This window comes from Acinetobacter sp. X9 (genome assembly GCF_054889255.1).
On the sequence record NZ_CM142679.1, the window covers coordinates 1,015,340 to 1,037,920 of the forward strand.

General features: G+C 38.2%; 20 protein-coding genes. 10 read left to right on the forward strand and 10 right to left on the reverse strand.

Annotated elements, in window-relative coordinates; all coding sequences use genetic code 11:
* Nucleotides 1-49: 49 nt before the first annotated feature.
* Nucleotides 50-841, reverse strand: a complete 792-nt coding sequence (locus tag ACYU0V_RS04915) for an A1S_2505 family phage non-structural protein (RefSeq protein WP_461849274.1) — start codon at nucleotides 839-841, stop codon at nucleotides 50-52.
* A gap of 179 nt (nucleotides 842-1,020) precedes the next feature.
* Between ACYU0V_RS04915 and uvrB the strand changes: the two genes are divergently transcribed.
* From uvrB to proB, 8 genes are all read left to right on the forward strand, one after another.
* Nucleotides 1,021-3,042 (forward strand): excinuclease ABC subunit UvrB, encoded by a 2,022-nt coding sequence (gene uvrB / locus ACYU0V_RS04920; protein WP_002118463.1) that lies wholly within the window; start codon nucleotides 1,021-1,023, stop codon nucleotides 3,040-3,042.
* Between the two features lie 93 nt (nucleotides 3,043-3,135).
* The gene (locus tag ACYU0V_RS04925; RefSeq protein WP_017402788.1) at nucleotides 3,136-3,723 is read left to right on the forward strand and encodes a lipocalin family protein; all 588 of its coding nucleotides are present in this window, start codon (nucleotides 3,136-3,138) and stop codon (nucleotides 3,721-3,723) included.
* 110 nt (nucleotides 3,724-3,833) lie between these two features.
* Nucleotides 3,834-4,781: an EamA family transporter RarD gene (gene rarD, locus ACYU0V_RS04930; protein WP_317807275.1), complete on the forward strand. Its 948-nt coding sequence runs from the start codon at nucleotides 3,834-3,836 to the stop codon at nucleotides 4,779-4,781.
* 216 nt (nucleotides 4,782-4,997) lie between these two features.
* Nucleotides 4,998-6,455 carry a glyceraldehyde-3-phosphate dehydrogenase gene (locus ACYU0V_RS04935; RefSeq protein WP_002118702.1) on the forward strand — a complete coding sequence of 486 codons (1,458 nt, stop codon included), beginning with the start codon at nucleotides 4,998-5,000 and terminating at the stop codon, nucleotides 6,453-6,455.
* 149 nt (nucleotides 6,456-6,604) lie between these two features.
* Nucleotides 6,605-7,330: an MFS transporter gene (locus ACYU0V_RS04940; protein WP_262451246.1), complete on the forward strand. Its 726-nt coding sequence runs from the start codon at nucleotides 6,605-6,607 to the stop codon at nucleotides 7,328-7,330.
* Nucleotides 7,331-7,341: 11 nt separating this feature from the next.
* Complete coding sequence (locus ACYU0V_RS04945) at nucleotides 7,342-8,016, forward strand: hypothetical protein (RefSeq protein WP_005073191.1); 675 nt, start codon at nucleotides 7,342-7,344, stop codon at nucleotides 8,014-8,016.
* Between the two features lie 179 nt (nucleotides 8,017-8,195).
* Nucleotides 8,196-9,416 carry an Obg family GTPase CgtA gene (gene cgtA, locus ACYU0V_RS04950; protein WP_461849277.1) on the forward strand — a complete coding sequence of 407 codons (1,221 nt, stop codon included), beginning with the start codon at nucleotides 8,196-8,198 and terminating at the stop codon, nucleotides 9,414-9,416.
* Between the two features lie 15 nt (nucleotides 9,417-9,431).
* Nucleotides 9,432-10,565: a glutamate 5-kinase gene (proB, locus tag ACYU0V_RS04955; RefSeq protein ID WP_002118789.1), complete on the forward strand. Its 1,134-nt coding sequence runs from the start codon at nucleotides 9,432-9,434 to the stop codon at nucleotides 10,563-10,565.
* A gap of 7 nt (nucleotides 10,566-10,572) precedes the next feature.
* On the opposite strand, the gene ACYU0V_RS04960 is transcribed toward proB, so the two are convergent.
* Both ACYU0V_RS04960 and ACYU0V_RS04965 read right to left on the reverse strand, forming a co-directional pair.
* Nucleotides 10,573-11,247: an HAD-IB family hydrolase gene (locus ACYU0V_RS04960; RefSeq protein WP_461849278.1), complete on the reverse strand. Its 675-nt coding sequence runs from the start codon at nucleotides 11,245-11,247 to the stop codon at nucleotides 10,573-10,575.
* On the reverse strand, nucleotides 11,214-12,422 hold the full coding sequence (locus ACYU0V_RS04965) for a DUF1615 domain-containing protein (protein ID WP_045126687.1): 1,209 nt from the start codon (nucleotides 12,420-12,422) through the stop codon (nucleotides 11,214-11,216). The genes ACYU0V_RS04960 and ACYU0V_RS04965 overlap by 34 nt, the downstream gene beginning before the upstream one ends.
* A gap of 83 nt (nucleotides 12,423-12,505) precedes the next feature.
* Between ACYU0V_RS04965 and dusB the strand changes: the two genes are divergently transcribed.
* Entirely contained in the window at nucleotides 12,506-13,531 is a 1,026-nt protein-coding gene (gene dusB / locus ACYU0V_RS04970) for a tRNA dihydrouridine synthase DusB (protein WP_130173508.1), read from the forward strand.
* Nucleotides 13,532-13,568: 37 nt separating this feature from the next.
* Here dusB and ACYU0V_RS04975 read toward each other — a convergent pair whose 3' ends face one another.
* Both ACYU0V_RS04975 and ACYU0V_RS04980 read right to left on the reverse strand, forming a co-directional pair.
* Nucleotides 13,569-14,615: an NAD(P)H-dependent flavin oxidoreductase gene (locus ACYU0V_RS04975; protein ID WP_461849280.1), complete on the reverse strand. Its 1,047-nt coding sequence runs from the start codon at nucleotides 14,613-14,615 to the stop codon at nucleotides 13,569-13,571.
* A 117-nt stretch (nucleotides 14,616-14,732) separates the two neighbouring features.
* The gene (locus tag ACYU0V_RS04980; RefSeq protein WP_005067876.1) at nucleotides 14,733-15,434 is read right to left on the reverse strand and encodes a VIT1/CCC1 transporter family protein; all 702 of its coding nucleotides are present in this window, start codon (nucleotides 15,432-15,434) and stop codon (nucleotides 14,733-14,735) included.
* A gap of 267 nt (nucleotides 15,435-15,701) precedes the next feature.
* Between ACYU0V_RS04980 and ACYU0V_RS04985 the strand changes: the two genes are divergently transcribed.
* Nucleotides 15,702-16,919, forward strand: a complete 1,218-nt coding sequence (locus tag ACYU0V_RS04985; protein ID WP_213689425.1) for a tetratricopeptide repeat protein — start codon at nucleotides 15,702-15,704, stop codon at nucleotides 16,917-16,919.
* Nucleotides 16,920-16,928: 9 nt separating this feature from the next.
* On the opposite strand, the gene ACYU0V_RS04990 is transcribed toward ACYU0V_RS04985, so the two are convergent.
* The 5 genes from ACYU0V_RS04990 to ACYU0V_RS05010 are packed head-to-tail and all read right to left on the reverse strand — an operon-like array spanning nucleotide 16,929 to nucleotide 22,530.
* Nucleotides 16,929-17,825 carry a hypothetical protein gene (locus ACYU0V_RS04990; protein WP_213689426.1) on the reverse strand — a complete coding sequence of 299 codons (897 nt, stop codon included), beginning with the start codon at nucleotides 17,823-17,825 and terminating at the stop codon, nucleotides 16,929-16,931.
* Complete coding sequence (locus ACYU0V_RS04995) at nucleotides 17,803-19,647, reverse strand: hypothetical protein (RefSeq protein ID WP_213689427.1); 1,845 nt, start codon at nucleotides 19,645-19,647, stop codon at nucleotides 17,803-17,805. Before ACYU0V_RS04995 ends, ACYU0V_RS04990 begins: the two co-directional genes overlap by 23 nt.
* The gene (locus tag ACYU0V_RS05000) at nucleotides 19,648-20,898 is read right to left on the reverse strand and encodes a glycosyltransferase family 2 protein (protein ID WP_005067892.1); all 1,251 of its coding nucleotides are present in this window, start codon (nucleotides 20,896-20,898) and stop codon (nucleotides 19,648-19,650) included.
* Nucleotides 20,885-21,781 (reverse strand): hypothetical protein, encoded by an 897-nt coding sequence (locus tag ACYU0V_RS05005; RefSeq protein WP_151282801.1) that lies wholly within the window; start codon nucleotides 21,779-21,781, stop codon nucleotides 20,885-20,887. Before ACYU0V_RS05005 ends, ACYU0V_RS05000 begins: the two co-directional genes overlap by 14 nt.
* Nucleotides 21,781-22,530 carry a hypothetical protein gene (locus ACYU0V_RS05010; RefSeq protein ID WP_057070293.1) on the reverse strand — a complete coding sequence of 250 codons (750 nt, stop codon included), beginning with the start codon at nucleotides 22,528-22,530 and terminating at the stop codon, nucleotides 21,781-21,783. The genes ACYU0V_RS05005 and ACYU0V_RS05010 overlap by 1 nt, the downstream gene beginning before the upstream one ends.
* Between the last annotated feature and the right edge of the window lie 51 nt (nucleotides 22,531-22,581).

Here is a 22,581-nt window from a genome sequence, read left to right on the forward strand (position 1 = left end):
CATGAGAAAGCAGAAATTATCTGCTTAGCTCACAAATTTATAAGAAAACTTATCGATTAATGGGGTGATAAATATTTTTTTCACCACGCCATAGTTTGATAAAATCTTGTTCATCAAAATCGTAAAGTTCCATCAGTGCAACAACAGCACTCACAAAAATCATGGCACCCTCAGAATTTCCGTGAAGATTGAAAATTTTACCGTTTAGCTTCCCTAAAATATCACTAAGCTCATGATCACGGCCTCGTCCATAACGATCTCGTGGGTACAACTCTTCATTTAAGACAATAAGAGCTATTGCTTTTTCAGCATCTGATAAATCAGTTTTATCTAAAGCTTCTTCAAATGATTCACTGCCATGATTAAAGTAAAAAATAACTTCATCATTAATGAAACTTTGTACCATCTTTTGAGTTAAAGTCGGAAATTGAGATACTGCATTATCTTCTACATAGGGTTTAAAAGATTCCGGAAAGATAACGTTGTGATAAATACCTTTAAAAAGAGGAGCGATTTCAGAAACTTTATAGCCTGCGATGCCACAACCTAATGCAGTAATGAAATATTTCATTTTAGGATGATTTTTTGTGTATATCTTAAAGTCTTCAACATAATGCTGAATTTGTGAAAGTGGCATTTGTTGAATGTGTTCATTTAAAGTTGGAATTGCAAAGCTTTGACCTGCCCAGCCACGACCTACACCTTCAACTGCTCCGAAGTGCTGACTTGCAACGCGCGCTGCACCACTACCGTGTTGTCCAGCAAGATTACTTCCAAATACAAAAACTGTATCTTCGGGAAGTTCGGTTACAATACTTTCATCATGATATTGATAGGTCATGGTTATACTTTTTGTTTAATGGATAGCTTCATGTTGCAACCGATTAGGGTATTGGTCAAGTGTTAAGATGCTTAATCTTTTACATTGAATTTCCAGCTCAATTTAGACTTTAAATTAAGATAAAAATCCCCATTAAAAGGGGAGACGTTAAATTCAATTTTTCATAAAGAGAGATAACTTTGAACGAAAATCAACCTTTTGATTTGGTCACTCATTATCAGCCAGCAGGTGATCAGCCACAGGCCATTGAAAAGCTGGTAAATGGTATCGAGCATGGTTTTCGTAATCAGTTATTGCTGGGTGTAACTGGCTCGGGTAAAACCTATACCATGGCGAATGTGATCGCTCAAACACAGCGACCTACAATTGTGATGGCTCATAACAAAACTTTGGCTGCCCAGCTTTATGGAGAGTTTAAAGCGTTCTTCCCTAATAATGCGGTTGAGTATTTCGTAAGTTACTATGATTACTATCAACCCGAGGCTTACGTTCCATCCTCAGATACTTTTATTGAAAAAGATGCTGCCATTAACGATCACATTGACCAAATGCGACTATCAGCAACACGCGCTTTATTAGAGCGTCGTGATGCAATTATTGTGGCATCGGTTTCTGCAATTTATGGTTTGGGTGATCCAAATGCTTATATGCAAATGTTACTGCATGTGGTTGAGGGCGACCGCGTAAGTCGTGATGAAATTATCCGCCGTTTGGTTGAAATGCAATATACGCGTAATGAACTTGAGTTCTTACGTGGTACATATCGAATTCGTGGCGAAATTATTGATATTTTTCCTGCCGAATCTGATCAACACGCGATTCGTATTGAACTATTTGATGACGAGGTTGATTCGATCCGTTGGTTTGATCCGTTAACGGGTAAAATGGTTCGTAAAGTTCCACGTGTTACGATTTATCCAAAAAGCCACTATGTAACGCCGAAAGATCATCTGACTCGTGCAATTGATACAATTAAAGATGAATTACAAGATCAACTTAAATTCTTCCGTGAACATGACAAATTGCTGGAAGCCCAGCGTATTGAGCAGCGTACCCGTTATGATTTAGAGATGATGCAACAGTTGGGCTATACCAATGGTATTGAAAACTATTCAAGACATTTGTCTGGTCGTCCAGCTGGTGAAGCGCCTCCAACTTTATTTGATTATGTACCAGAAGATGCATTGCTGATTATTGATGAGTCACATGTTACAGTTCCGCAAATTGGAGCAATGTATAAAGGTGACCGATCGCGTAAAGAAAATTTAGTGAATTACGGGTTCCGTTTACCAAGCGCACTTGATAATCGACCAATGAAATTTGAAGAGTGGGAACGCATTGTGCCGACGACCATTTTTGTCAGTGCAACACCTGCTAAATATGAGCTAGAAAAGTCTGACCAAGTGGTTGAACAGGTGGTACGTCCAACAGGACTAATTGATCCTGAAATTGAAGTTCGTCCTGTATTAACTCAGGTTGATGATGTTCTTTCTGAAATTAATATTCGTAAGAACCTAAATGAACGTGTGTTAGTGACCACTTTAACAAAGCGTATGGCGGAAGATCTGACTTCTTATTTAAAAGAATATGGGGTTAAAGTCGCTTATTTGCACTCGGATATTGATACGGTTGAACGTGTCAAAATTATTCATGAGTTACGTACAGGCGTATTCGACGTTCTAGTCGGTATTAACTTGCTGCGTGAAGGTCTCGATATGCCAGAAGTTTCTTTAGTTGCTATTTTAGATGCAGATAAAGAGGGTTTTTTACGTTCGGAACGTTCACTCATTCAGACAATTGGTCGTGCCGCGCGTAACGTAAAAGGTAAAGCAATTTTATATGCTGACCGAATTACTGACTCTATGCAAAAAGCAATAGATGAGACTGAACGCCGTAGAGCTAAACAAATCGAGTTCAACGAGTTGCATGGTATTACGCCACGTAGTGCTGTTCGTCAGGTCATCAAAGAAATTGATTCAGGCGAAGTGCTTTCAGACGACGAAATTGATGAGAAGGTGCTTGAACAAGCACAAGCTTTAAGTGCGGACGAAAGACATATTCTCTCTGATCCAAAATTGTTTAGTAAGCATATTACTAAGCTTGAAAAAGAGATGTTAAAAGCTTCGAAAGATTTGCAGTTTGAACAGGCAGCTCGGATACGTGATGAAATCATTCGATTGAAAGCGCAAATGTTGCAATAAACGAATACATAACGCTACATAATGTGTTTAAAAAACAAGCTACTGTAGATATTTGAGTTCTTTTGTATTCACAACTAATCGTTGAGGGCAACAATGGCATTTCGAAATAATGTTCCGCAAGCCAGTTGGCGTTTGGCTAAAATTGCGTTGGGCGGTGTCGTTTTGGCTGGTTTGGCTGTTGGAACCTATGTCTATGCCCAGCCAAAACCTTTGCAAACTGTCTATAAAGTTGAACTGGACCGATATCTAGGTGTTTGGTATGAAGTCGCGCGTAAGCCTGCATTTTTTCAAAAAAAGTGTGCTTATAACGTATCTGCAACTTACACCTTAAACGAAAATGGAAATGTAGTAGTAGATAATCGCTGCTACGATAATAGAAAACAATTACAGCAATCTATCGGGGAGGCCTTTGTGGTTAACCCGCCATATAACACCAAATTGAAGGTAAGTTTTTTACCGGAAGCTGTAAGATGGATTCCGGTAATCCGTGGGGATTACTGGATTTTAAAGCTAGATGAAGACTATCAGACTGTTTTGGTTGGGGAACCTTCACGTAAATACCTTTGGGTGTTATCAAGAGACCCTCATCCAGAGCAAGAAGTGGTAGATGAATATTTAAATTATGCAAAAACATTAGGTTTTGATATTCGAGATATTATTCGTACAGAACATAAAGAATAGTGGTATATGTCTGTTTAAGAAAAAACCATTTTTTTACATGGTTTTTTCTTTTTTATAGTGGATAAATCAAGTATTGTAGTGAGTTATTTTTACTAAAGTCTAAGAGGTTGATGATGTTTAAGGGCGTGATCTTATCTGTCATGGCATCATTCACTTTTGGTGTACTTTATTTTTATACTCAATTATTAAGCCAGCTAGATAGTGAGCAAACTTTTGGATGGCGGATTATTGCAACACTACCGTTCCTTACTTTATTTATGTGGTGGAGTGGTGATTTAGTCTATATCAAGACTATCTATCAACGTATTTTGGCTAAGCCTTCTTTACTATTATTATTAATCACAACCTCTATTTTAACCTCAGTACAACTTTGGCTTTTTTTGTGGGGGCCGATGCATGGGCGTGGGTTACAAGTCTCTTTGGGATATTTCCTATTACCGCTGGTTCTTGTCTTAGCTGGAAGTGTGTTGTATGGCGAAAAAATATCAAAATTTCAATGGGTAGCAATTATTCTTGCAGTCATTGGCGTTAGCCATGAGATATGGCGTTTAGGAAGTATTGCGTGGGAAACTGCATTGGTAGCAGTTGGATATTCTGCCTACTTTTTATTACGTAAAAAAATTAAAACAGATAATTTAGGGGGCTTTTGGTGGGATTTGGTCATTATTATGCCTGTTGCAATTTATTTAACTCATACAGGTTTGCTACCATACAGTAAATTTATAGACCAACCGAGTCTTTCTTTGATCATTATTGGGCTTGGAATTTTAAGTGCTATTGGTCTGGGAAGTTATATTCTGGCAAGTCGTTTTCTACCTTTAGTTGTGTTTGGACTCTTAGGATATTTGGAACCTGTATTACTTGCTTTAGCTTCTTTAGTTTTAGGGGAGAGCATTGGTCAAGAAGAATGGTTCACTTATATTCCGATTTGGTGTGCTGTTTTTGTACTCGTTTTAGAAGGAGCAATTCATCTTTATCAACAACGGCAAAAAGCCCAAAATCTGCAACTTAATATCACGAAATATCAAAAAAGATTAAAAAATGATGAGTTCAATTAGGTCATCAGAACCTAAAAAGTAAGAAAAAGCAAAAATTTAGCTGCTTTAAACAATAAGATAATAAAAAATAATTATAGGTATTTTATGAATTTATGATGAATTTTAGGAAAATCTAGTCACTAACGTCAGCTTTTGATTCATTCTTGCCAATAATTCCATTACAATTACGGGGTTTTAAAAATCACGCCTAGATATAATTAATTAGAGGACGTATCTGTGAGCAAAGACACTATCATCGCCCTGCACGCTGAACACCAAGGCCGTTGGAAAAACCGTGAAGAAATCGCGGAACGTATGATTGCATTAATCGGTCAATTATACCGTGAAAAAAATATTGTCGTATCTGTTTACGGTCGCTCTTTAATTAACCGTTCTGTTATCCAAATTTTGAAAACTCACCGTCGTACACGTGTTGTAGACGTTGAACTTTCTGTTGTAAACACATTCCCAATTTTAGAAGCTTTAGCAAAAGTTGAAAATATTGGTTCTGCAGAAGTTGATATCGGTAAACTTGCTGTCGAATACAAAGAAAAAGGCGGTGATGTTGATGCTTTTGTTGCTCAATCAGTTGAGTCAATCAAAGGTAGCGCAACTTCTGAACAACCTAAAGATGTAGTTCTTTACGGTTTTGGTCGTATTGGTCGTATCTTGGCTCGTTTAATCATTAGCCAATCAGGTTTAGGTCGTGGTTTAAGCCTTAAAGCAATCGTTGTACGTAAGTCTTCTGACGGTGACTTGGCAAAACGTGCTTCTTTACTTCGTCGTGACTCTATTCACGGTACTTTCGCTGGTACAATTTCTGTTGATGAAGAAAACGAAGCAATCATTGCTAACGGTAACTTCATTAAAGTGATTTATGCGTCTAGCCCAAGTGAAGTTGACTATACTGAATACGGTATTGAAAATGCACTTTTAATCGACAACACTGGTAAATGGCGTGATGCTGAAGGTCTAAGCCAACACTTGAAATGCCCAGGCGTTGCACGTGTTGTATTGACTGCACCAAGTAAAGGCGAAATGAAAAACGTTGTATTTGGTGTAAACAACACTGATATCTTAGATGAAGACAAAATCATCTCTGCTGCAAGTTGTACAACAAATGCAATTACTCCAATTCTTAAAGTATTGGATGACAAATATAAAGTTCTTAACGGTCATGTTGAAACTGTTCACTCATTTACAAATGACCAGAACTTAATCGATAACTACCATAAAGCAGATCGTCGTGGCCGTGCTGCTACTTTGAACATGGTAATTACAGAGACTGGTGCAGCTAAAGCGGTTGCTAAAGCATTACCTGCATTGAAAGGTAAATTAACTGGTAACTCTGTACGTGTTCCTACACCAAACGTATCTCTTGCAATCTTGAACTTAACACTTGATAAAGAAGTTGATCGTGAAGAAGTGAACGAATACATTCGTCAAATTTCGATTAACTCTAACCTTCAAGGTCAAATTGGTTATACCAACTCGACTGAAGTTGTATCGAGTGACTTTATCGGTTCTCGTACAGCAGGTGTATACGATGCTCAAGCAACGATTACTTCTGGTAACCGTTTAACTGCTTACGTTTGGTACGATAACGAAGTTGGTTATAGCTGTCAGGTATTACGTATTGCTGAACAAATGTGCGGCGTAAGCTACAAAAAAATCCCAGCAGAATTGAATGCTTAAGATCATTTAACGATCTATAAAATATTTTCACAAAAAGACCCAGTTTAGACTGGGTTTTTTTACAACCGTACAAAATATATGCTGACTATTTTTTGTAAATAAATGAGAATACAAATTAAGGAAAAAAAGAAAATAGTAAGGGATAGGAATTGTCGCAGTTTAAACGTTTGTTGGTCGTTTTTGTATTCATCATTATTGCCAATTTATGTGGTGTACTCATTGCAATATGGGTATTTAAGCACTTTAATATTTATATTCCACTGAAAAATCAGGCAGTTGCTATTGATTTACAAGAGCCTCTACAGGTTAAGGTTAAAGTACAAGATGCTTTAAATGTAGATGTAAAGGGGCGCGTAAATGCCAGTATTCCAATTGATGAGAAACTGAATATTCCTTTAACACAAACATTAACTCCGCGTGTTTACTTCGATAATATGGTGCCGATTAGTACAACCATTCCAGTCAAAGAAACATTAAAAGTTGAGCAAAATCTACCAATTGATACCAAGGTTCAGGTGCGTGTTTTGGGGCGTGATATTACGTTGCCATTAAAAGGGACAATTCCATTAAAACTTGATGTGCCAATTGATATTAATGTCCCGCTTGAGCAAAAGGTTCATTTAAAATTTGATGCTCCAGTACGCACGGTATTAAAAGAAAATCTAAATATTCCTTTAAAAGCTAGATTAGACACGAATATCCCAATTGAAGGGAATTTAAATGTACCTGTTAAAACTGCATTAAATGCTTCGGTTGATGTAAAAAATACTCTGCCTGTTAAGATTGCAAATGGTGAGTTAAAGATTCCTCTGTCCACTATGCGATTAAATCGAGTATTAGGTTCAGAAACATCACAAAAGACAGCTGATCAATAGGGTGGATGCTAATGTTTCGTTCACTCAAGAGTATGTTAATCAGTTTCTTTTTAATGATGATACTTGCCGCTATTATGTTTTGGGTGTATCTCAATATTCAAGCAAATTTAGTCGTTTCGGCTCATAATGCCGATATTAGTTTACCTGACTCTTTAGAAACAAAAATTCAAGTTGGTAATACTTTGCAGGTTCAGTCTATTGGTAAACTTGATACAACTTTAGATATAGATCGCCAATTAACTTTACCCCTAAAAGGGAAATATTTGGCAGATTTAAATTTCGCTGTAGAAACACCTATTACGGTAAGTGTCGATTATTCAACGACTCTAAAAATTGATCAGGTTATGCCTTTAGAAACCACCACAGACTTGGTTTATCAAAGTAAGTTTTTACCAAAATTTCCACTTAAATTAGATATCCCTATTAAATTAGATGTGCCTTTTAATTTAAAACGTAGTTATACCGTTCCCGTTAAAATTGTTTTTGATGGTCCAGTTTATTTTGAATTCGATGAACCCGTAAATTTATCGGTGAAACATCAGTTTAAACCAAGCCTAAACGTAAATGATCCTATGGAAATGGGGAATGTCTCTTCATTTAATGCCATCATGTATAATTCTGTGCCAAAAACAAAAGCAAATCTTGATATGCAAATGACCTTACCTCTGCGCAATGTTCATCCTTGATAATTAAATAAATTGGCTAAATTTTATTTTTTATAAGGATACTATTTGCAAAACTAAAAGCATCTGCTGGATTAAAGATAAAACAGATCGTTATAAATGGAATTGTTCCATTTTCTATTCGAGAATTTTATGAAAATATGGCAGAATAGGCGGTTTTAGAGTTTTTAGAGGATTGGCAGATGCGCTTTGTTGATGAAGCAGTCATTACCGTAGAGGCTGGCGACGGTGGCAATGGCGTAGCCAGTTTTCGCCGTGAAAAATTTGTACCATTTGGTGGCCCAGATGGTGGTGATGGCGGACGTGGTGGAAGTATCTATATTCAAGCTGATGATGATACAAGTACGCTAGTCGATTACCGTTACACACGTAAATTCCGTGCTGAGCGTGGAAAAAACGGTGCAGGTGCGAACTGTACTGGACGTGGTGGTGAAGATGTGGTTTTAAAAGTACCCGTTGGTACAACAATTGTTGATACAGATTCAGGCGATATTATTGGCGATTTGGTTGAAGACGGCCAAAGAATTCTGGTTGCTGGTGGTGGTGAAGGTGGTTTAGGTAACACTCACTTTAAATCATCAACTAACCGTGCACCGCGTAAATGTACGACTGGTACAAAAGGTGAGTTCCGCGAAATTCGTCTTGAATTAAAAGTATTGGCAGATGTTGGTTTGCTGGGTATGCCAAATGCCGGTAAATCTACTTTCATTCGTGCTGTAAGTGCTGCAAAACCAAAAGTGGCAGATTATCCATTTACAACCATGGTTCCAAACTTGGGTGTAGTCGATGCTGACCGCCATCGTTCATTTGTAATGGCCGATATTCCTGGGTTAATCGCGGGTGCAGCAGAAGGTGCTGGTTTAGGAATTCGCTTCCTTAAACATTTGGCACGTACTCGTATTCTTTTACACATTATTGATGTACAACCAATTGATGGTTCAGATCCAGCGCATAATGCAAAAGCGATTATGAATGAGTTGGCTAAGTTCTCACCAACTTTGGCTAAATTACCAGTTGTTTTAGTACTCAATAAACTTGATCAGATTGCTGAAGAAAGCCGCGAAGAGTGGTGTCAGCACATTCTAGATGAACTAGAGTGGACTGGACCTGTCTTTAAGACATCGGGCTTATTAAGCGAAGGTACAAAAGAAGTTGTGTATTACCTGATGGATCAGATTGAACAACAACGTGAACGCGAAGTTGAAGATCCTGAATATGCAGCAGAAGTAAGAGCTTTCCGTGAACAACTAGAAGTTGAAACACGTGAACAAACCATTGCGGCAAAAGAAGCATATCGTGCAATGCGTCGAGCACAGCGTCTCGAAAGCATGATGGACGATGATGATGATTTTGACGATGATGAAGACGACAATGATGTAGAAGTCATCTACGTTCGTGACTAGAAAACCGAGGGAAACATGATAGAAGTGGTCGATGGGCAACGTCAGCTCAGTGAGTGTAAACGAATCGTTGTTAAAATCGGATCATCTTTACTTACAGCTAATGGGCAAGGTCTAGATCTAGATGCTATTTCGCATTGGGCGAAACAGATTGCAGATCTGCACAATGCCGGACACGAGATTATTTTAGTGTCATCAGGAGCTGTAGCAGAAGGTATGGTCCGTATGAAGCTTGCGAGTCGACCCACCGATCTACCCAGTCTACAAGCCTGTGCAGCAATTGGGCAGATGGGCTTAATTCATACTTGGTCTAGTGTGCTGGAAAACCACGGTATTCGTACTGCTCAGGTTTTATTGACTCATGATGATTTGGCAGATCGCCGTCGTTATCTGAACTCGTGTGATGCTCTGCAAAACTTGATTGATTGGCGTGTGATTCCTGTCATTAATGAAAATGACACGGTGTCTACCGATGAGATCCGTTTTGGTGATAATGATACCTTAGCTGCTATGGTGGCAGGTCAGGTTCATGCAGAATTGCTGATCATTTTAACCGATCAGCAAGGTATGTTTGACTCAGATCCGCGTCATAATCCTGATGCTAAATTACTCTCTACTGTTCGTGCTATGGATGATGATTTATTCGATATGGCCGGCGGTGGTGGTGTGCTTGGGCGAGGTGGGATGGTCACTAAAGTTCGTGCTGCGCGTTTAGCTGCTAAATCGGGCTGCCCAACCCTCATCGCGAGTGGCGAAAGTGATAATGTCTTATCACGTGCGATGGCAGGTGAGATGCTAGGCACTTTGTTTACTACAGATAAAGACCGCATGACTGCTCATCAACAGTGGCTCGCTGCTCATTTACAAACGGCAGGCCGTCTTGTGATTGATGATGGTGCTGTTGAAGCGATTAAATTGAAGCATCGCAGTTTACTCCCTGTTGGAGTTAAAAATGTTGAAGGACATTTTGATCGGGGTGATGTGGTTGAATGTGTCGATAAACAAGGTAAACGTATTGCGGTAGGTCGAGTGAACTTTAGCTCACGATCAGCCGAAATTATTAAAGGCTTAGCCTCAGATAAGGTTTATCAAGTGCTTGGTGAAGCTCGTTCACTTGAAATGATTCACCGTGATCATATGGCAATTTATTAAGTTTTACTCAAATAAAAAAGCTCGCTTTAAGCGAGCTTTTTTCTGGTGTTAAACGAGGTAAAACACGGTCTTCACCTACCATATATGGATGTGTGGCGAGACTGAGCATGTCTAAGTCTTCCGAGCTATTACCATAAGCATAAATCTGGTGGTAATGCTGTAGCGTATATTGCTGATGTATTCTTAACTTCTTTTGTTCACTACTACAGTCTGGAGTGGAATAGTAACCCGTCATCATGCCGTTTTTAATTTGAGTTTCGGTACAAATCAACTCGATATCTAGTAACTTGCAAAGTGGAGCAAGATAGACATCAATTGAGGCTGAAACTAATACGACCTGATCACCACGCAATTGATGGTGTTGTAACTGATTAAAAATTTCAGGCGAAAGCGCAGAGACTAACTCTTGTGCGTATTCTTCACCTAATTTTTGTAATTCAATTGCAGGCGTATTTTTAAACATGCTACGGAATAACTTGGCACGCATAGCATGGGCAGGATAAAAGTTAAGATAGTAGGCTTGAATCCATGGCAGAATTTTCAAGCCTTGCTTAACAATGTGACGCTTAGATAAAGCATAAAAGATAAACCCTGTAAAACTATCTTTACTACACAAGGTTCCATCAAAATCGAACAGGGCGAGACTTTTTATAGTCTTATTCGTTTCGCTCGTTGCATACATGTTTCATATCGTCCGTTTACGCGGGTTGCATACCAATTGGTATTATAATCACGACTTAATTTAGGCCCGGAAATCACCACTTGAGGCATAATTGCATAGAGCGGTTCTTTGCCAGTTTTTGATTTATAAAGTTTAGTCAGCGCAATATAAGTTTGAGTACTTTCAAACTTTTTCTCTTTTTCTAATTTAAGATCATCACGAATTTGTCTTGGCGTAACCAATACATTATTTTTTGCAAATACCGTAATCAGCTCTTTTTCTGACTCGCTTTGAGCTGCGCGTGGATCACCATCTTTTGTATAAAGAAGTAGATCGCCATCAAGACTTATATCTTTATCGGTAAGTTCTTTTAGCATTTTTTGAAAAGCTGCATTACGGCTAGAGTACATACCAGAGTTATAATCCGCAAAACGATAAATGGCTTTATCGTAGTCTGCAGGATAAACCATTAAACGATGTATGCCGTAATATAAACCACCGTATTCAGTATATAGGTCATCGCGGAGCGCAGCAGTACTCATACTCGAACGCTTATTGGCTTTCGCATAATTAATATGAACTTGCATTGAGCCCAAAGTCGTAATAGGGTTCATTTTCTCGCCAATATCTTGACCAACCAATTTGGCTGCACCAGTTAAGGCACTCACATGATAGTGTTTAGCCATGAAGTCGAAAATTTCTCGGTAAAGTAAGTCGAGTTCTTTCTCGGTTTTAACCTTACGCATTTGACTCATATAGTTATTATCAGGAGAGGGCTGAGTTCTTAGAACTTCTTCAAAATAACCAGCAATTGTTCCACCAACGGTTTTGCCAAGCTTATCTTCAAATTTTTCATTTAAACGTGTACTAACTTCTTCAACTGCCTTTTGTCCTAACCCAGGCACCTGAGGGTTGGCAACAAAGTTGGATTCCTGATCCACTACAGCTACAATACTACAGACATTTTTTTTGGTTTTAGGAATATCCAAGTCTTTCATAATGTCATCAATATCTTTAGCCCATGATTCACGGTCATGCACACGTGATGGAATTAGACGTTTAATCTGTTGGCTTTCTAGTTCAGGCTCATCATTGTTTGACCACCAAGCTTTATCACCACAAGCAGCTAAACTCATGCATACGGCAGCCATGCCGAATGATTTTAATAAAAAACGGGAAGACAACGGTTTGTTCATGGCGAGGAAAGCACCTGCATAAAAAGATGAGCCGATTAAGCGGATGAAGTATACTATGTTGATCATCAATTGTATGAATATATATGTATATTGGTCCCTATCAACTGTCAAATAATTTAATTGTTGCTCCTATGGCGGGAGTAACTGACCGTCCATTTAGAACACTCTGCAAGTATTTTGGCGCAGGCCATGCAGTCAGTGAAATGATGACTGCTGATAAAACTTTGCGGATGAGCAAAAAGAGCCTCTACCGTGCGAACTTTGATGGTGAGCTCGCTCCGATCTCTGCTCAAATTGCAGGCTCTGATCCTGAGCAATTGGCAGAGGCTGCACGCTATCAAGTAGCAAATGGCGCACAAATTGTTGATATTAATATGGGATGTCCTGCCAAGAAAGTATGTAATAAGCTCGCTGGTTCAGCGTTATTACAAGATGAAGACTTAGTGGCTCGAATTCTTGATGCGGTTGTTGCTGCTGTTGATGTTCCTGTGACTTTGAAAACCCGTTTGGGCTTTTTAAATGGTCAGGAAAATATTTTAAGAGTAGCAAAAAGGGCAGAAGAAGCGGGGATTGCTGCACTGGCTTTACATGGTCGCACCCGTGAAGACATGTATCTAAATACAGCACGTTATGATTTGATCAAACATGTTAAAGAATTAATCAATATTCCACTTATTGCGAACGGTGATATTGATAGTCCTGAAAAAGCAAAATATGTACTCGACTATACTGGGGCAGATGCAATTATGATTGGTCGAGCTGCTCAAGGTCGACCATGGATTTTTCGTGAAATTGCTCATTATTTAAAAACTGGTGAACATTTGGCTGCACCTAATATTGAAGAGGTGAAGCAGGTGTTACTAGGACATTTATCAGAACTTTATCAATTTTATGGTGAATACTCTGGCTGCCGTATTGCCCGCAAACACATTGCTTGGTACACAAAAGGTTTACGCTCAAGTAACGAATTTCGCCAAAATATGTATAAAGTTGAAAGCACTGCTGAACAAGCATTAGTGGTCGAAAACTATTTTAATGAGTTATTAGCTGAAGGCAATTTGATGAGTGATGTTCAGGTTGAGCAGGTTAACTTACTAGAAACCCATTAAATAAAAAGCCAGTATATGATTACTGGCTTTTTAAGATTTACTCATCTTCTAGCATTTCTACAACTAACTGGTTAACCAGATCAGCAGCATCTAGCTCTCGTATTTGAGAGACATTACTACCCGCCCAAAAAGCACCGAAGCCATAGTCTTTATTCTTGCTTGCAATGGCATTTAATTGCTTGGCTAGATCGTATGCATATGGATATTCGGGTTGAGGAGGGCGACTTGGTAGATCAATTTGTGTATGCCAATGGTTGAGCAGGCCACGGGCTGGACGCCCAGAAAGACTGGCGCTGATTTGTGTTACAGGTTCATTAAATAAAGCTTTACGATACTCGGCAGATGCATTTGATGTATGGCATTGCACAAATGCTGTTCCGAGTTGAACAGCAACAGCTCCTAAGCTCAACATATGCCGTGCCTGTGCTCCATTCATAATTCCGCCTGCGGCTACCACAGGCTGTTTGCAATGCTTGACAATAAGGTGTACTAAATCGCTCGTTTTAATTGCTGCATCAAAGGCTTTATTAAAGATTCCACGATGTCCGCCTGCTTCAATCCCTTGAGCAATAATAATATCTATACCAGCCGTTTCAATGGCTTGTGCTTCAACTAAGTTGGTAGCAGACACCATCGTAATAATTCCGGCATCTTTTAATGCCTGAATTTGATGAGGATGGGGAATGCCAAAATGAAAACTGACCGCTTTAGGTTTGGTTTCTAATACGACATTTAGAAAATCATCGTTATCAAGAAAACTTGGATAAATACAGTTTAAGTTTTGAGGAGGCTGTTCTCCGAAATTTTCAAATTGTGGGCGTAAATATTCAATCCACTGAGCAGAAGTTTGAAGGTTAAGTTGTTCGGGTTGATGACAGAAAAAATTAACCTGAAATGATTTTTCTGTAAGTGTTTGGGTTTTTAAAATCTGTTCACGTGCACTTTGCGCTGTATTTGCACCTAGACCTAAGGACCCAAGACCACCCTGATTAGAAACTTCTGCTGCAAGTTCAGGTGTAGATACACCTGCCATAGGGGCAAGAAAAATTGGATGTTTAATTTCAAGTTGTTGTAATAGGTCCATTTTATTCACCTCATTTCTTTCTATTCACCATAGCGTGAAAACCGAACCAAGAGCAAATAATATTGGGCATTTAGTTTTTAAATATTTAGTTCTTAAACATTGATAAGTTCTGATTTTTTAAAGTGGAGTAACATGAAATAAAGAGCCGATCCAGCTTGAAAAGCCCATCGCTAAAATTCCCCACAAGGTAATGCGTAGGCTCCCTTTAAGCTTAGAAGTGCCCGCGAAATGACTTGATAGCGCTCCTAAAAAGGCTAATGAAATAATGCCAAATATTAAGACTGTTTTTTCGATCCATATCTCTGGACTGAGTAAAATAGCCAGCATAGGAAACAATGCCCCAAATGAAAATGAGCCAGCTGAAGCTAATGCGGCTTGAATAGGATTTGCTGCGGTATTTTCATGAATACCTATTTCATCACGCGCGTGAGCCCCTAATGCATCATGATTTGTAAGTTCAGTAGCAACTTGTAGCGCTAAATCAGGTGCTAAGCCTCTGGATATATAAATTTGAGTGAGTTCGTCCAGTTCACGCTGCGGATGCTTTTTAAGTTCTTGTTCTTCAAATTTTAAGTCGGCTTTTTCAATATCTTCTTGTGATTTTACTGAAATATATTCTCCTGCAGCCATAGAGGTTGCACCGGAAATTAAACCAGCAATACATGCAATAAGAAGTGTATGAGCAGAAGCCCCACTTGCAGCCATTCCCATAATTAGACTAGTAACAGAAATAATTCCATCATTTGCCCCTAAAACGGCCGCCCTTAACCACCCTGAGCGGTGAATAAAATGATGTTCTGGATGTTGAGAAAAGGACATGTTTTCTCCTATTTGTAGTTATAAATTTTTATCTTATCCTATAAGATTATTTACAATAATACGATTAAAAAATGTGTCATTATAGGAAAAACAAACAGATAAGAACTTTTTAAAACATCATATTAAAGGAGATAAAATGAACAATTTAAAGAACTCATCTACTTATATAAAACAGTGTCATTTATGGGTTTAATTATAATACTTATTGATTAAATTTTAATTTGATTGCTACGCAAGCATTCTATCTACTTTACTTTAGAGGTCCCAATGAATAGCAAAACAATAAAATCTATAACCCGTTCCTTTATCGTTATTGGTTCGATCTGTCCAGCTTTATGCCTCTTAAGTATTGAGACTAGTTTTGCGCAAGAGATTGTTAATCAAGAATACAAACCTGGAAACCCAATTTATGATAAATGGGATCAATTTTATAAAATTGAGAAGACTCAACCTGAAAATGCCGAGAAGTTATTATTAGAACTTGGAGAGATGACGCCACAAGATATCAAAGTTTGGAAAAGCTTAACTTATTTACAGATTCGACTGGGGAAACAAGATGCAGCTTTGCAAAGTCTGAGAAAAGCAGAGGCATTAGATCCAGCAGATGATAATTTAAAACTCCAAGAAGCCTATCTACTGAATTCTCAAAAAAATAACAAAGAGGCTCTGGTGGTTTTTAAGGAGCTTACCCAGTCTAAAGATGCTGATATTGCGACTAAAGCGACACAGGCTGTAAAAAATCTGAGTGGAGGAGAGGTCAAAACTTATTTCCGTGATGTGTATTTTGCGCCTTCATATGAATCACGTTACGACGATGTAATTTTCCCACTTAAAGCTCGCTATGGTAAGAACCTCGATAATGGTCGAGCGCAGGTGTATGGCTTTTTAAATCTAAACCGCGATACTCAATCTCAAGGTGGTGTACGACCTGAAATTATTGATGAAAATGCAGTAACTCTAGGTGTAGGCGCTAATTATCAACCTTGGACTTCTATACCTGTGCGCATGTATTTAGAAGTAGGTGGAAGCTATGATCTAATTGATCGAAATAGAGATAAGTTTCGTGAAAGTGTTGTCGGTGGGGTGACAGGTTATCAGGAGTGGTATTCTCAAAATAGTTGTAATCAGCCACTTTGCTTTAATGATTACTTCACTGATTTATATGGCAATGCAGCAACTTATTCTAGAGAAGATTATAACGTTATTGGTGATTTGAGATTACGCACGGGTCTGAATGTCTATAAAGGTGAGAATGGAACTGTACAGGCGTATATGAAATTGCATGGCTTAGCTGACAGTAAAGATGAGTATTACAATAATTTATTTGAATATGGCCCAGGTATTTCATGGCAGCCTTTTAATTATCAACCTATAAAATTACGTGTAGAACGACTATATGGCAATTACTTTAAAGATGTGCCAGTAAATACGAAAGATCATTACAACAATACTCGAGTAGAGCTCGTTTTTTATAAGGATTTCTAAGAATTAAGGTTAGTATTTGACTCGATTTATGGTGGTAGGAATACCACCATAAGTGAGGCGGTACCATAAGCTCACAATATTAACGCACCAGCGGCTCATGTAATGAGGGCCATCAAAAATATAAACAGTTTTACCTTCATATGCTTTTAGCTGAGAAATAATTTCCCAAGGATACGCGGCTCTAAATTGCCCATTCTTTTTTACCCTAAAAGCTTCTAACACTATAATTACTTTGTCTTTTCCAAGTTTATCTTCAAGCTGATCTAAAATATGTTTGGCCTGTTTAGGTGATCGAACGCCAACACCAACGCCATCTTGGAAAAAAACTCCACTATGGTTAGGTAGCCAGCTTTTAACCCACAAATCATAATTTTCAGGCTCAGTTTCGCCACTATAAATACTCACCCAGACTGGTGCAGGAAGTTTAGACAATACATGACCTAAAGCACTAACTCGTAGCCAAGTTGGATCTGCTTCTACTGGAAAGTAATAACCTTTAAATGCTGTTTTTTGTTCTTTTATAATTTGGGCAGATTTTTCACCTAACTCAATGACATTAGCCCGAGCTTTAGGTTCATTATATTCACCAGCTAAGCCTAATATAAGATTTTTTGCCCAAGGTTCTTGTTTAATCTTTTCTAAATTAATAGCTTTTTCCCATTGAGGAAAATTTGATTCTTTCCACCAAGATTTAGATTCAACAACAGACCATTGGGGAACAAATGTATCGACACCTAAGTAGTGCCAATTTCCTTCTGGAGGAGTCGTGTTATTGTCAGGTTGCCAGAAAATGCCTTCAATATGAGGGGCTTGACCTTGATGTTTGAAAAGCCCCGCATATCCAATGACACTACATATAATTAAAATAATAAAAGCAGCTATTTTAATTGGTATCTGTTTTCTCATTATTTCGTCTTAACCAGTACCACAAGAAGATAATTATTATCATAATTGCAGAGATAATCACAACTAGTAAGAAGAAAGAAGACTGTTGGACTAGAGGCGCCTTTTGATTTCCGACAATGAGTTTTTGTAAAACATAAATATTTCCATTTTCTGAAACCAGCATTTTTGTCACGTTGTTTGGAATTTTATGTTGTATTTTTTCCCAAAGGTGCATAAAAGTTTGTGCGCCACCTTGTGAGTCGGTAATCACATCAAAGCGGTTATTGTTATAACTGACAATAAAACCATTTTGGGCAGCAGGAGCATAAATAATATCCTGATGCATTAGTACTTGTTGTTGATAAATATCTTTGTTAACGCGGACATTTACGGATTGTGGCGCGCTTGGTGAATAACGGATTAGGTTGAGAGGCATTGGTGCTTGTGTTAAAAGCATTTTTTTCGCGGTTTGGCCTAATACAATAGCGATATTTAATGCACCAGATTGATCATCAATCGCAATTGTCGGAGTCGTTGCTAAAGTCATTGAAATTGCGGCTACACCATTTTTGAGTTTATGAGGTAGCTTTACAGTAGACTTGGCTGTATCAATCCAGAGCGAACCATGTGCAGTGGGTAAACACTGAGAGTTAGCAATCACCGAGTTTTCAAGCTTTAAACTAAAATTGGTCGTATTAGAAATAGCTTTTGCAAAAATGTTGAATTGTCGGTTTACAGGATCGGAAGCAAGGTCGGCTGTTTTCATGCTTCCAGCAAGTCCTCCATCAATCCAAGCCGTGATATTTGAACCTTGCAATAAACCACTTTGAATACGAAGTGCAATTTGCCCTTGCAAGATATCGGTTGGTTGCCATACTGCAGGGAAATCAAGGAATAAGTTCTTTTCAGCATGATTTAATCTGAAGTCCTCAATGCCTAAATCGGCAAGTGTATTGATTTTTTTAAATTGTGCCCAAGTTGGGGTGGAGATTGTTGTGGGGAAAATTGCACTTCCTGTATCAAGTTGCTCTACGTATGAAGGATTAATTAATCCATTTATGGCAGCAGTGAGTTCTTGTGGGGTGTGATAAGTAATTGAAAGAGTAGCCACTCCATCTGCTGGTTTTGCGATTTGTACTAAAGCTCCCCCTTTAAGTGGCGTAGCTGAGCGAATCACTTCAATAATAAAATTTGTTTCATCATTTAAATTAGTTTGTCCTGAATCAACCCATTCAATTGGCGTGATTGAAGTCCATGAACTTGCTAATCTAGCCAGCATTGAAGCTTCTATAATCTCTTTACGGTTATATTTTAAAATACCAACAAACGGAGTAGGCCGTCTCGCTTGTGGATTAGCTAAAGCATCTGGTAAGTCTTTTAAACGGTATACATTACGGATAGGCGTAAAGTCGAGTTGGGAATTGCTTAAATAAGTTAAGTGATCAATATCTTCTGTACAGAATGTTTCTTTGGTTTGATTCCGTGTAGTTGGTTTAGCATACTGTTGAATAATAAAATCTAAACGATGAAAGCCACTCTGACTTGCTGGAATATCAAATTTGACTTGACCATCCCCACTTAGCGTAGTGTTATAAATGAGTTTGTCATCATATTTTACAAGTAAAGTTGTATCACTTTCAGTGGAATAATCACTTGAAAATTGAATGTTTTGCCACTGGGCACCTTTGCCAATATAGAAAAAATGAGGCTCGACTGTGTATTTAGTAGAAGTACTAATGTCGTCCAATTTCCATGTGTAAGCATGAGCAGACATGGCGAGCATAAGACTGGTGCTGGCAAGGAGCACTTGAGCTGTGTTGTAGAGATCAAAAGTCTTTTTCATTTATTTTTTCTCCTTGCTACGTTCCGTTTTGTACCATTGAAGGGAATTACCCTGTATTTTATTTTTAAGCATGTCATATGCGGCTTTAAATACAATGAATAGAAAAACTTGTGAGTAACTTACATAAGATAGAACTGAATAAAAGTAGAGTTCTGGTTTTACTTTTTCGAGTGAAAGGGTAAACCACATTTGTGCAACATATAAGCAAAATGAGAGTCCCCACAACGTGGTAAATGGACCCGGAACTGAAATACCTGCTATATCAAGCAACCCAAGGGTTAACGTGATATGACTCCAGAATAAAGCGGGTACAAAAAGTATGTAGCACATAATGTTATTTAGAATTTCAATTCCTATAGGAAAAGGTGTTCTTAATGCTACGGGCAAATATTTACGAGTTACATAAAAATTACCTTGTGTCCAACGTGAGCGCTGTTTCACAAATACACTCAGAGATGGGGGGTCTTGCTGCCAACCAATCGCATAGGGCACCCATTTAATTCGTTTTTGGCCGATAAAAATCCTAAAACTCATTTCAGTATCATCCACCAATGACTTTTCATCGAAACCACCTAAGGTTTCTAAAGCATCACGCCAAATCACATAGTTAGTACCCATCAATGTTGATAATTCAAAACGTTGCCAACGACCGCCTTGGAAAATCCATTGGAAAAAGATGAACTCAATTGCGATAAATCGGGTCAAAATACTATCTTGCCAATTACGTGTTCTTACTTTTCCATTAACGGCTACTAATTTTTTATCGGCAAGCAGGGTTTGAGCTAGCAAGCGGACACAGTCGGGTTCAGGCGTACTATCTGCATCATAAACAACAATCAATTCGCCTCTAGCATGGGGGAGGCCATTATTAAGCGTTCTAGATTTACCTTTACCACCCATTCCTTTAGGAACATTAACAATCTTTATGCAAGGATAAATTTTTGCCAAATTTTCGGCGATTTCTAAGGTGTTATCCTTTGAACCATCATTAATAAGTAAAACTTCATATGCTTCGGCTGGGTAATCTTGTTGAGCAATTGCATGCAAAGTATCTTCAATCACAACCCCTTCATTATAGGCAGGGATCAAGACACTCAAAACAGGCCATCTTTCTGGTATAGGAAGGTTTTGTAGCTCTTTTTCAGCTGTTTTTGAATATTTCCAAGCTTGATAACTTAACCACGCCCAAAATGCTTGTGGAATCCAAATCCCTAAAAAGCCAAATAAGAAGAGAATATCAATGGGAGCCATTTGATTTAACCCTCCTAATAATAGACGAGATGAGCAATACCAATAAAAGCAACCCCACTACTAAGGAGATCCATGAAATATAGCTACCAAACGTACCAAGGAGGTCTGGGTAGGTACTCGTGAGAATTAGATCGAGTGGAACTACAACAGTACTTAACCCAATGAAAATATAGCCAATAAGACTAGTCTCTACTTCTTCAGGCGTACTTATGTAATTAATCTTATTAAATTTCCATGATATTCCCAGTTGAGGATACCGAATATTTGTTGTGGGTAGATCGGCAGGAGGATTAATAATAATTTCATAGCCAGAAATATGACTATTAAAAGGTTTAGCCGAATAAAATAAATGCTGTTTTTGCTTAATCTCTCTAGAGGGGAGAGGAAGCTGTGACGGATTAAATTGAATAATATAGCTACCAGGGGTCTGTGAAATTAAGTTTTCATCCCAACCTGTTGAGACAAATGCAGCCATAGGCCGTAAACCAATTGCGGTCGAAAATGTGGCTTTAGCCGCAAAATATTGAGGCTGCTCTGATTTATAAAGTGCAATTGGAATCGCACCTTGGCTGACTGCCTCTTTGAGCAAGAAATAATGAGAAAAACTGAAAACTTCATCTGGCAATATAATGCCGGGTTTTATTCCTTTATGAATCAGCTCTTGAAAACTATCTGAACTGATCTGGTCAATTGTAAAGACAGGCCACCATGTGTCTTGATAAGGGAAAAACATGGAAAGATCGTCTGTGCTTTGAACTTCTGTTTTGGTGTATTCAGTTTTAATCTCACAATGATAATATTGCCGATAGAACTGCTGTAAAGTGGCATCAGGATACTGACTAGATGCAATAATAATTCCACAAATATTAAGAAGATTAGACATTAAGTCGTCTCCTCTTCAGGTGGAATTTGAATAATTTTATATTCCACTTCAAGCCGCAAGGTCATAATTTCTCTAAGCTTTTTAATGAAATCAGGCTCTTCATCCATTTTTTGCTTGCGAATTACAATACTGTATATAGTTTCGAGATCATCATCAGCAAACTGGAAAACGATTTCTTGTGGATGATGCTGACTCAAAATTTTGATCATCTCATTTTGAGTTGTTTTCCACACATCGTCGCCTAACATTTCTTTAATTAAGCTTCGGTTGAGAATTCTAATTTCAAAGACTTCATAGTCTTGTATGTTATGATGATCAAGAAGCTTAAAGAAACTACGTTGGAAATACTTGAGTGCACTAAGCGGGAAAATATCACGGCGATAATTACGGTCATAACTTTGAATATCGCGGTATTTTTGAACGTTAATTTCAATATTATGGCGAACAGCACTCAGAAAAAGAGGAATGAGGGGAATAATAAAAAGTAAAAGAAGCTGACGTTCAATATGTGTCTGAGCTCCTAAGTCGAGTAGAAAATATACTGCAACACCGATAAAAGCGACTAAGCCCACAATTAAAGATGCGCCAACTTGTAAAAAAGCTCCAGAAATTAAAAGAATAAGAATAAAGATCCAGCTTCCTCTAAAACTTACAGGCAACCACTCATACGCCACTATACCCATAAATAGATGAGCTGCGATAATCCATAAGACGAGTGTTCTTCCAGGGTTCTTTTGTTGCTGTTGCATGTGAGCTATGGCTACCTTCTTATAATGTTAATTTTTTTATACTTTTATTAC

Coding starts and splice junctions, on each gene's coding strand:
- ACYU0V_RS04985 (WP_213689425.1), top strand. CDS start 15,702: ATGAATAGCAAAACAATAAAATCTATAACCCGTTCCTTTATCGTTATT.
- ACYU0V_RS05005 (WP_151282801.1), bottom strand. CDS start 21,781: ATGTCTAATCTTCTTAATATTTGTGGAATTATTATTGCATCTAGTCAG.
- ACYU0V_RS04945 (WP_005073191.1), top strand. CDS start 7,342: ATGTTTCGTTCACTCAAGAGTATGTTAATCAGTTTCTTTTTAATGATG.
- ACYU0V_RS04975 (WP_461849280.1), bottom strand. CDS start 14,615: ATGGACCTATTACAACAACTTGAAATTAAACATCCAATTTTTCTTGCC.
- ACYU0V_RS04925 (WP_017402788.1), top strand. CDS start 3,136: ATGGCATTTCGAAATAATGTTCCGCAAGCCAGTTGGCGTTTGGCTAAA.
- ACYU0V_RS05010 (WP_057070293.1), bottom strand. CDS start 22,530: ATGCAACAGCAACAAAAGAACCCTGGAAGAACACTCGTCTTATGGATT.
- ACYU0V_RS04960 (WP_461849278.1), bottom strand. CDS start 11,247: ATGTATGCAACGAGCGAAACGAATAAGACTATAAAAAGTCTCGCCCTG.
- ACYU0V_RS04965 (WP_045126687.1), bottom strand. CDS start 12,422: ATGAACAAACCGTTGTCTTCCCGTTTTTTATTAAAATCATTCGGCATG.
- ACYU0V_RS04980 (WP_005067876.1), bottom strand. CDS start 15,434: ATGTCCTTTTCTCAACATCCAGAACATCATTTTATTCACCGCTCAGGG.
- ACYU0V_RS04915 (WP_461849274.1), bottom strand. CDS start 841: ATGACCTATCAATATCATGATGAAAGTATTGTAACCGAACTTCCCGAA.
- ACYU0V_RS04990 (WP_213689426.1), bottom strand. CDS start 17,825: ATGAGAAAACAGATACCAATTAAAATAGCTGCTTTTATTATTTTAATT.
- cgtA (WP_461849277.1), top strand. CDS start 8,196: ATGCGCTTTGTTGATGAAGCAGTCATTACCGTAGAGGCTGGCGACGGT.
- proB (WP_002118789.1), top strand. CDS start 9,432: ATGATAGAAGTGGTCGATGGGCAACGTCAGCTCAGTGAGTGTAAACGA.
- ACYU0V_RS05000 (WP_005067892.1), bottom strand. CDS start 20,898: ATGGCTCCCATTGATATTCTCTTCTTATTTGGCTTTTTAGGGATTTGG.
- dusB (WP_130173508.1), top strand. CDS start 12,506: ATGTATATTGGTCCCTATCAACTGTCAAATAATTTAATTGTTGCTCCT.
- rarD (WP_317807275.1), top strand. CDS start 3,834: ATGATGTTTAAGGGCGTGATCTTATCTGTCATGGCATCATTCACTTTT.
- ACYU0V_RS04995 (WP_213689427.1), bottom strand. CDS start 19,647: ATGAAAAAGACTTTTGATCTCTACAACACAGCTCAAGTGCTCCTTGCC.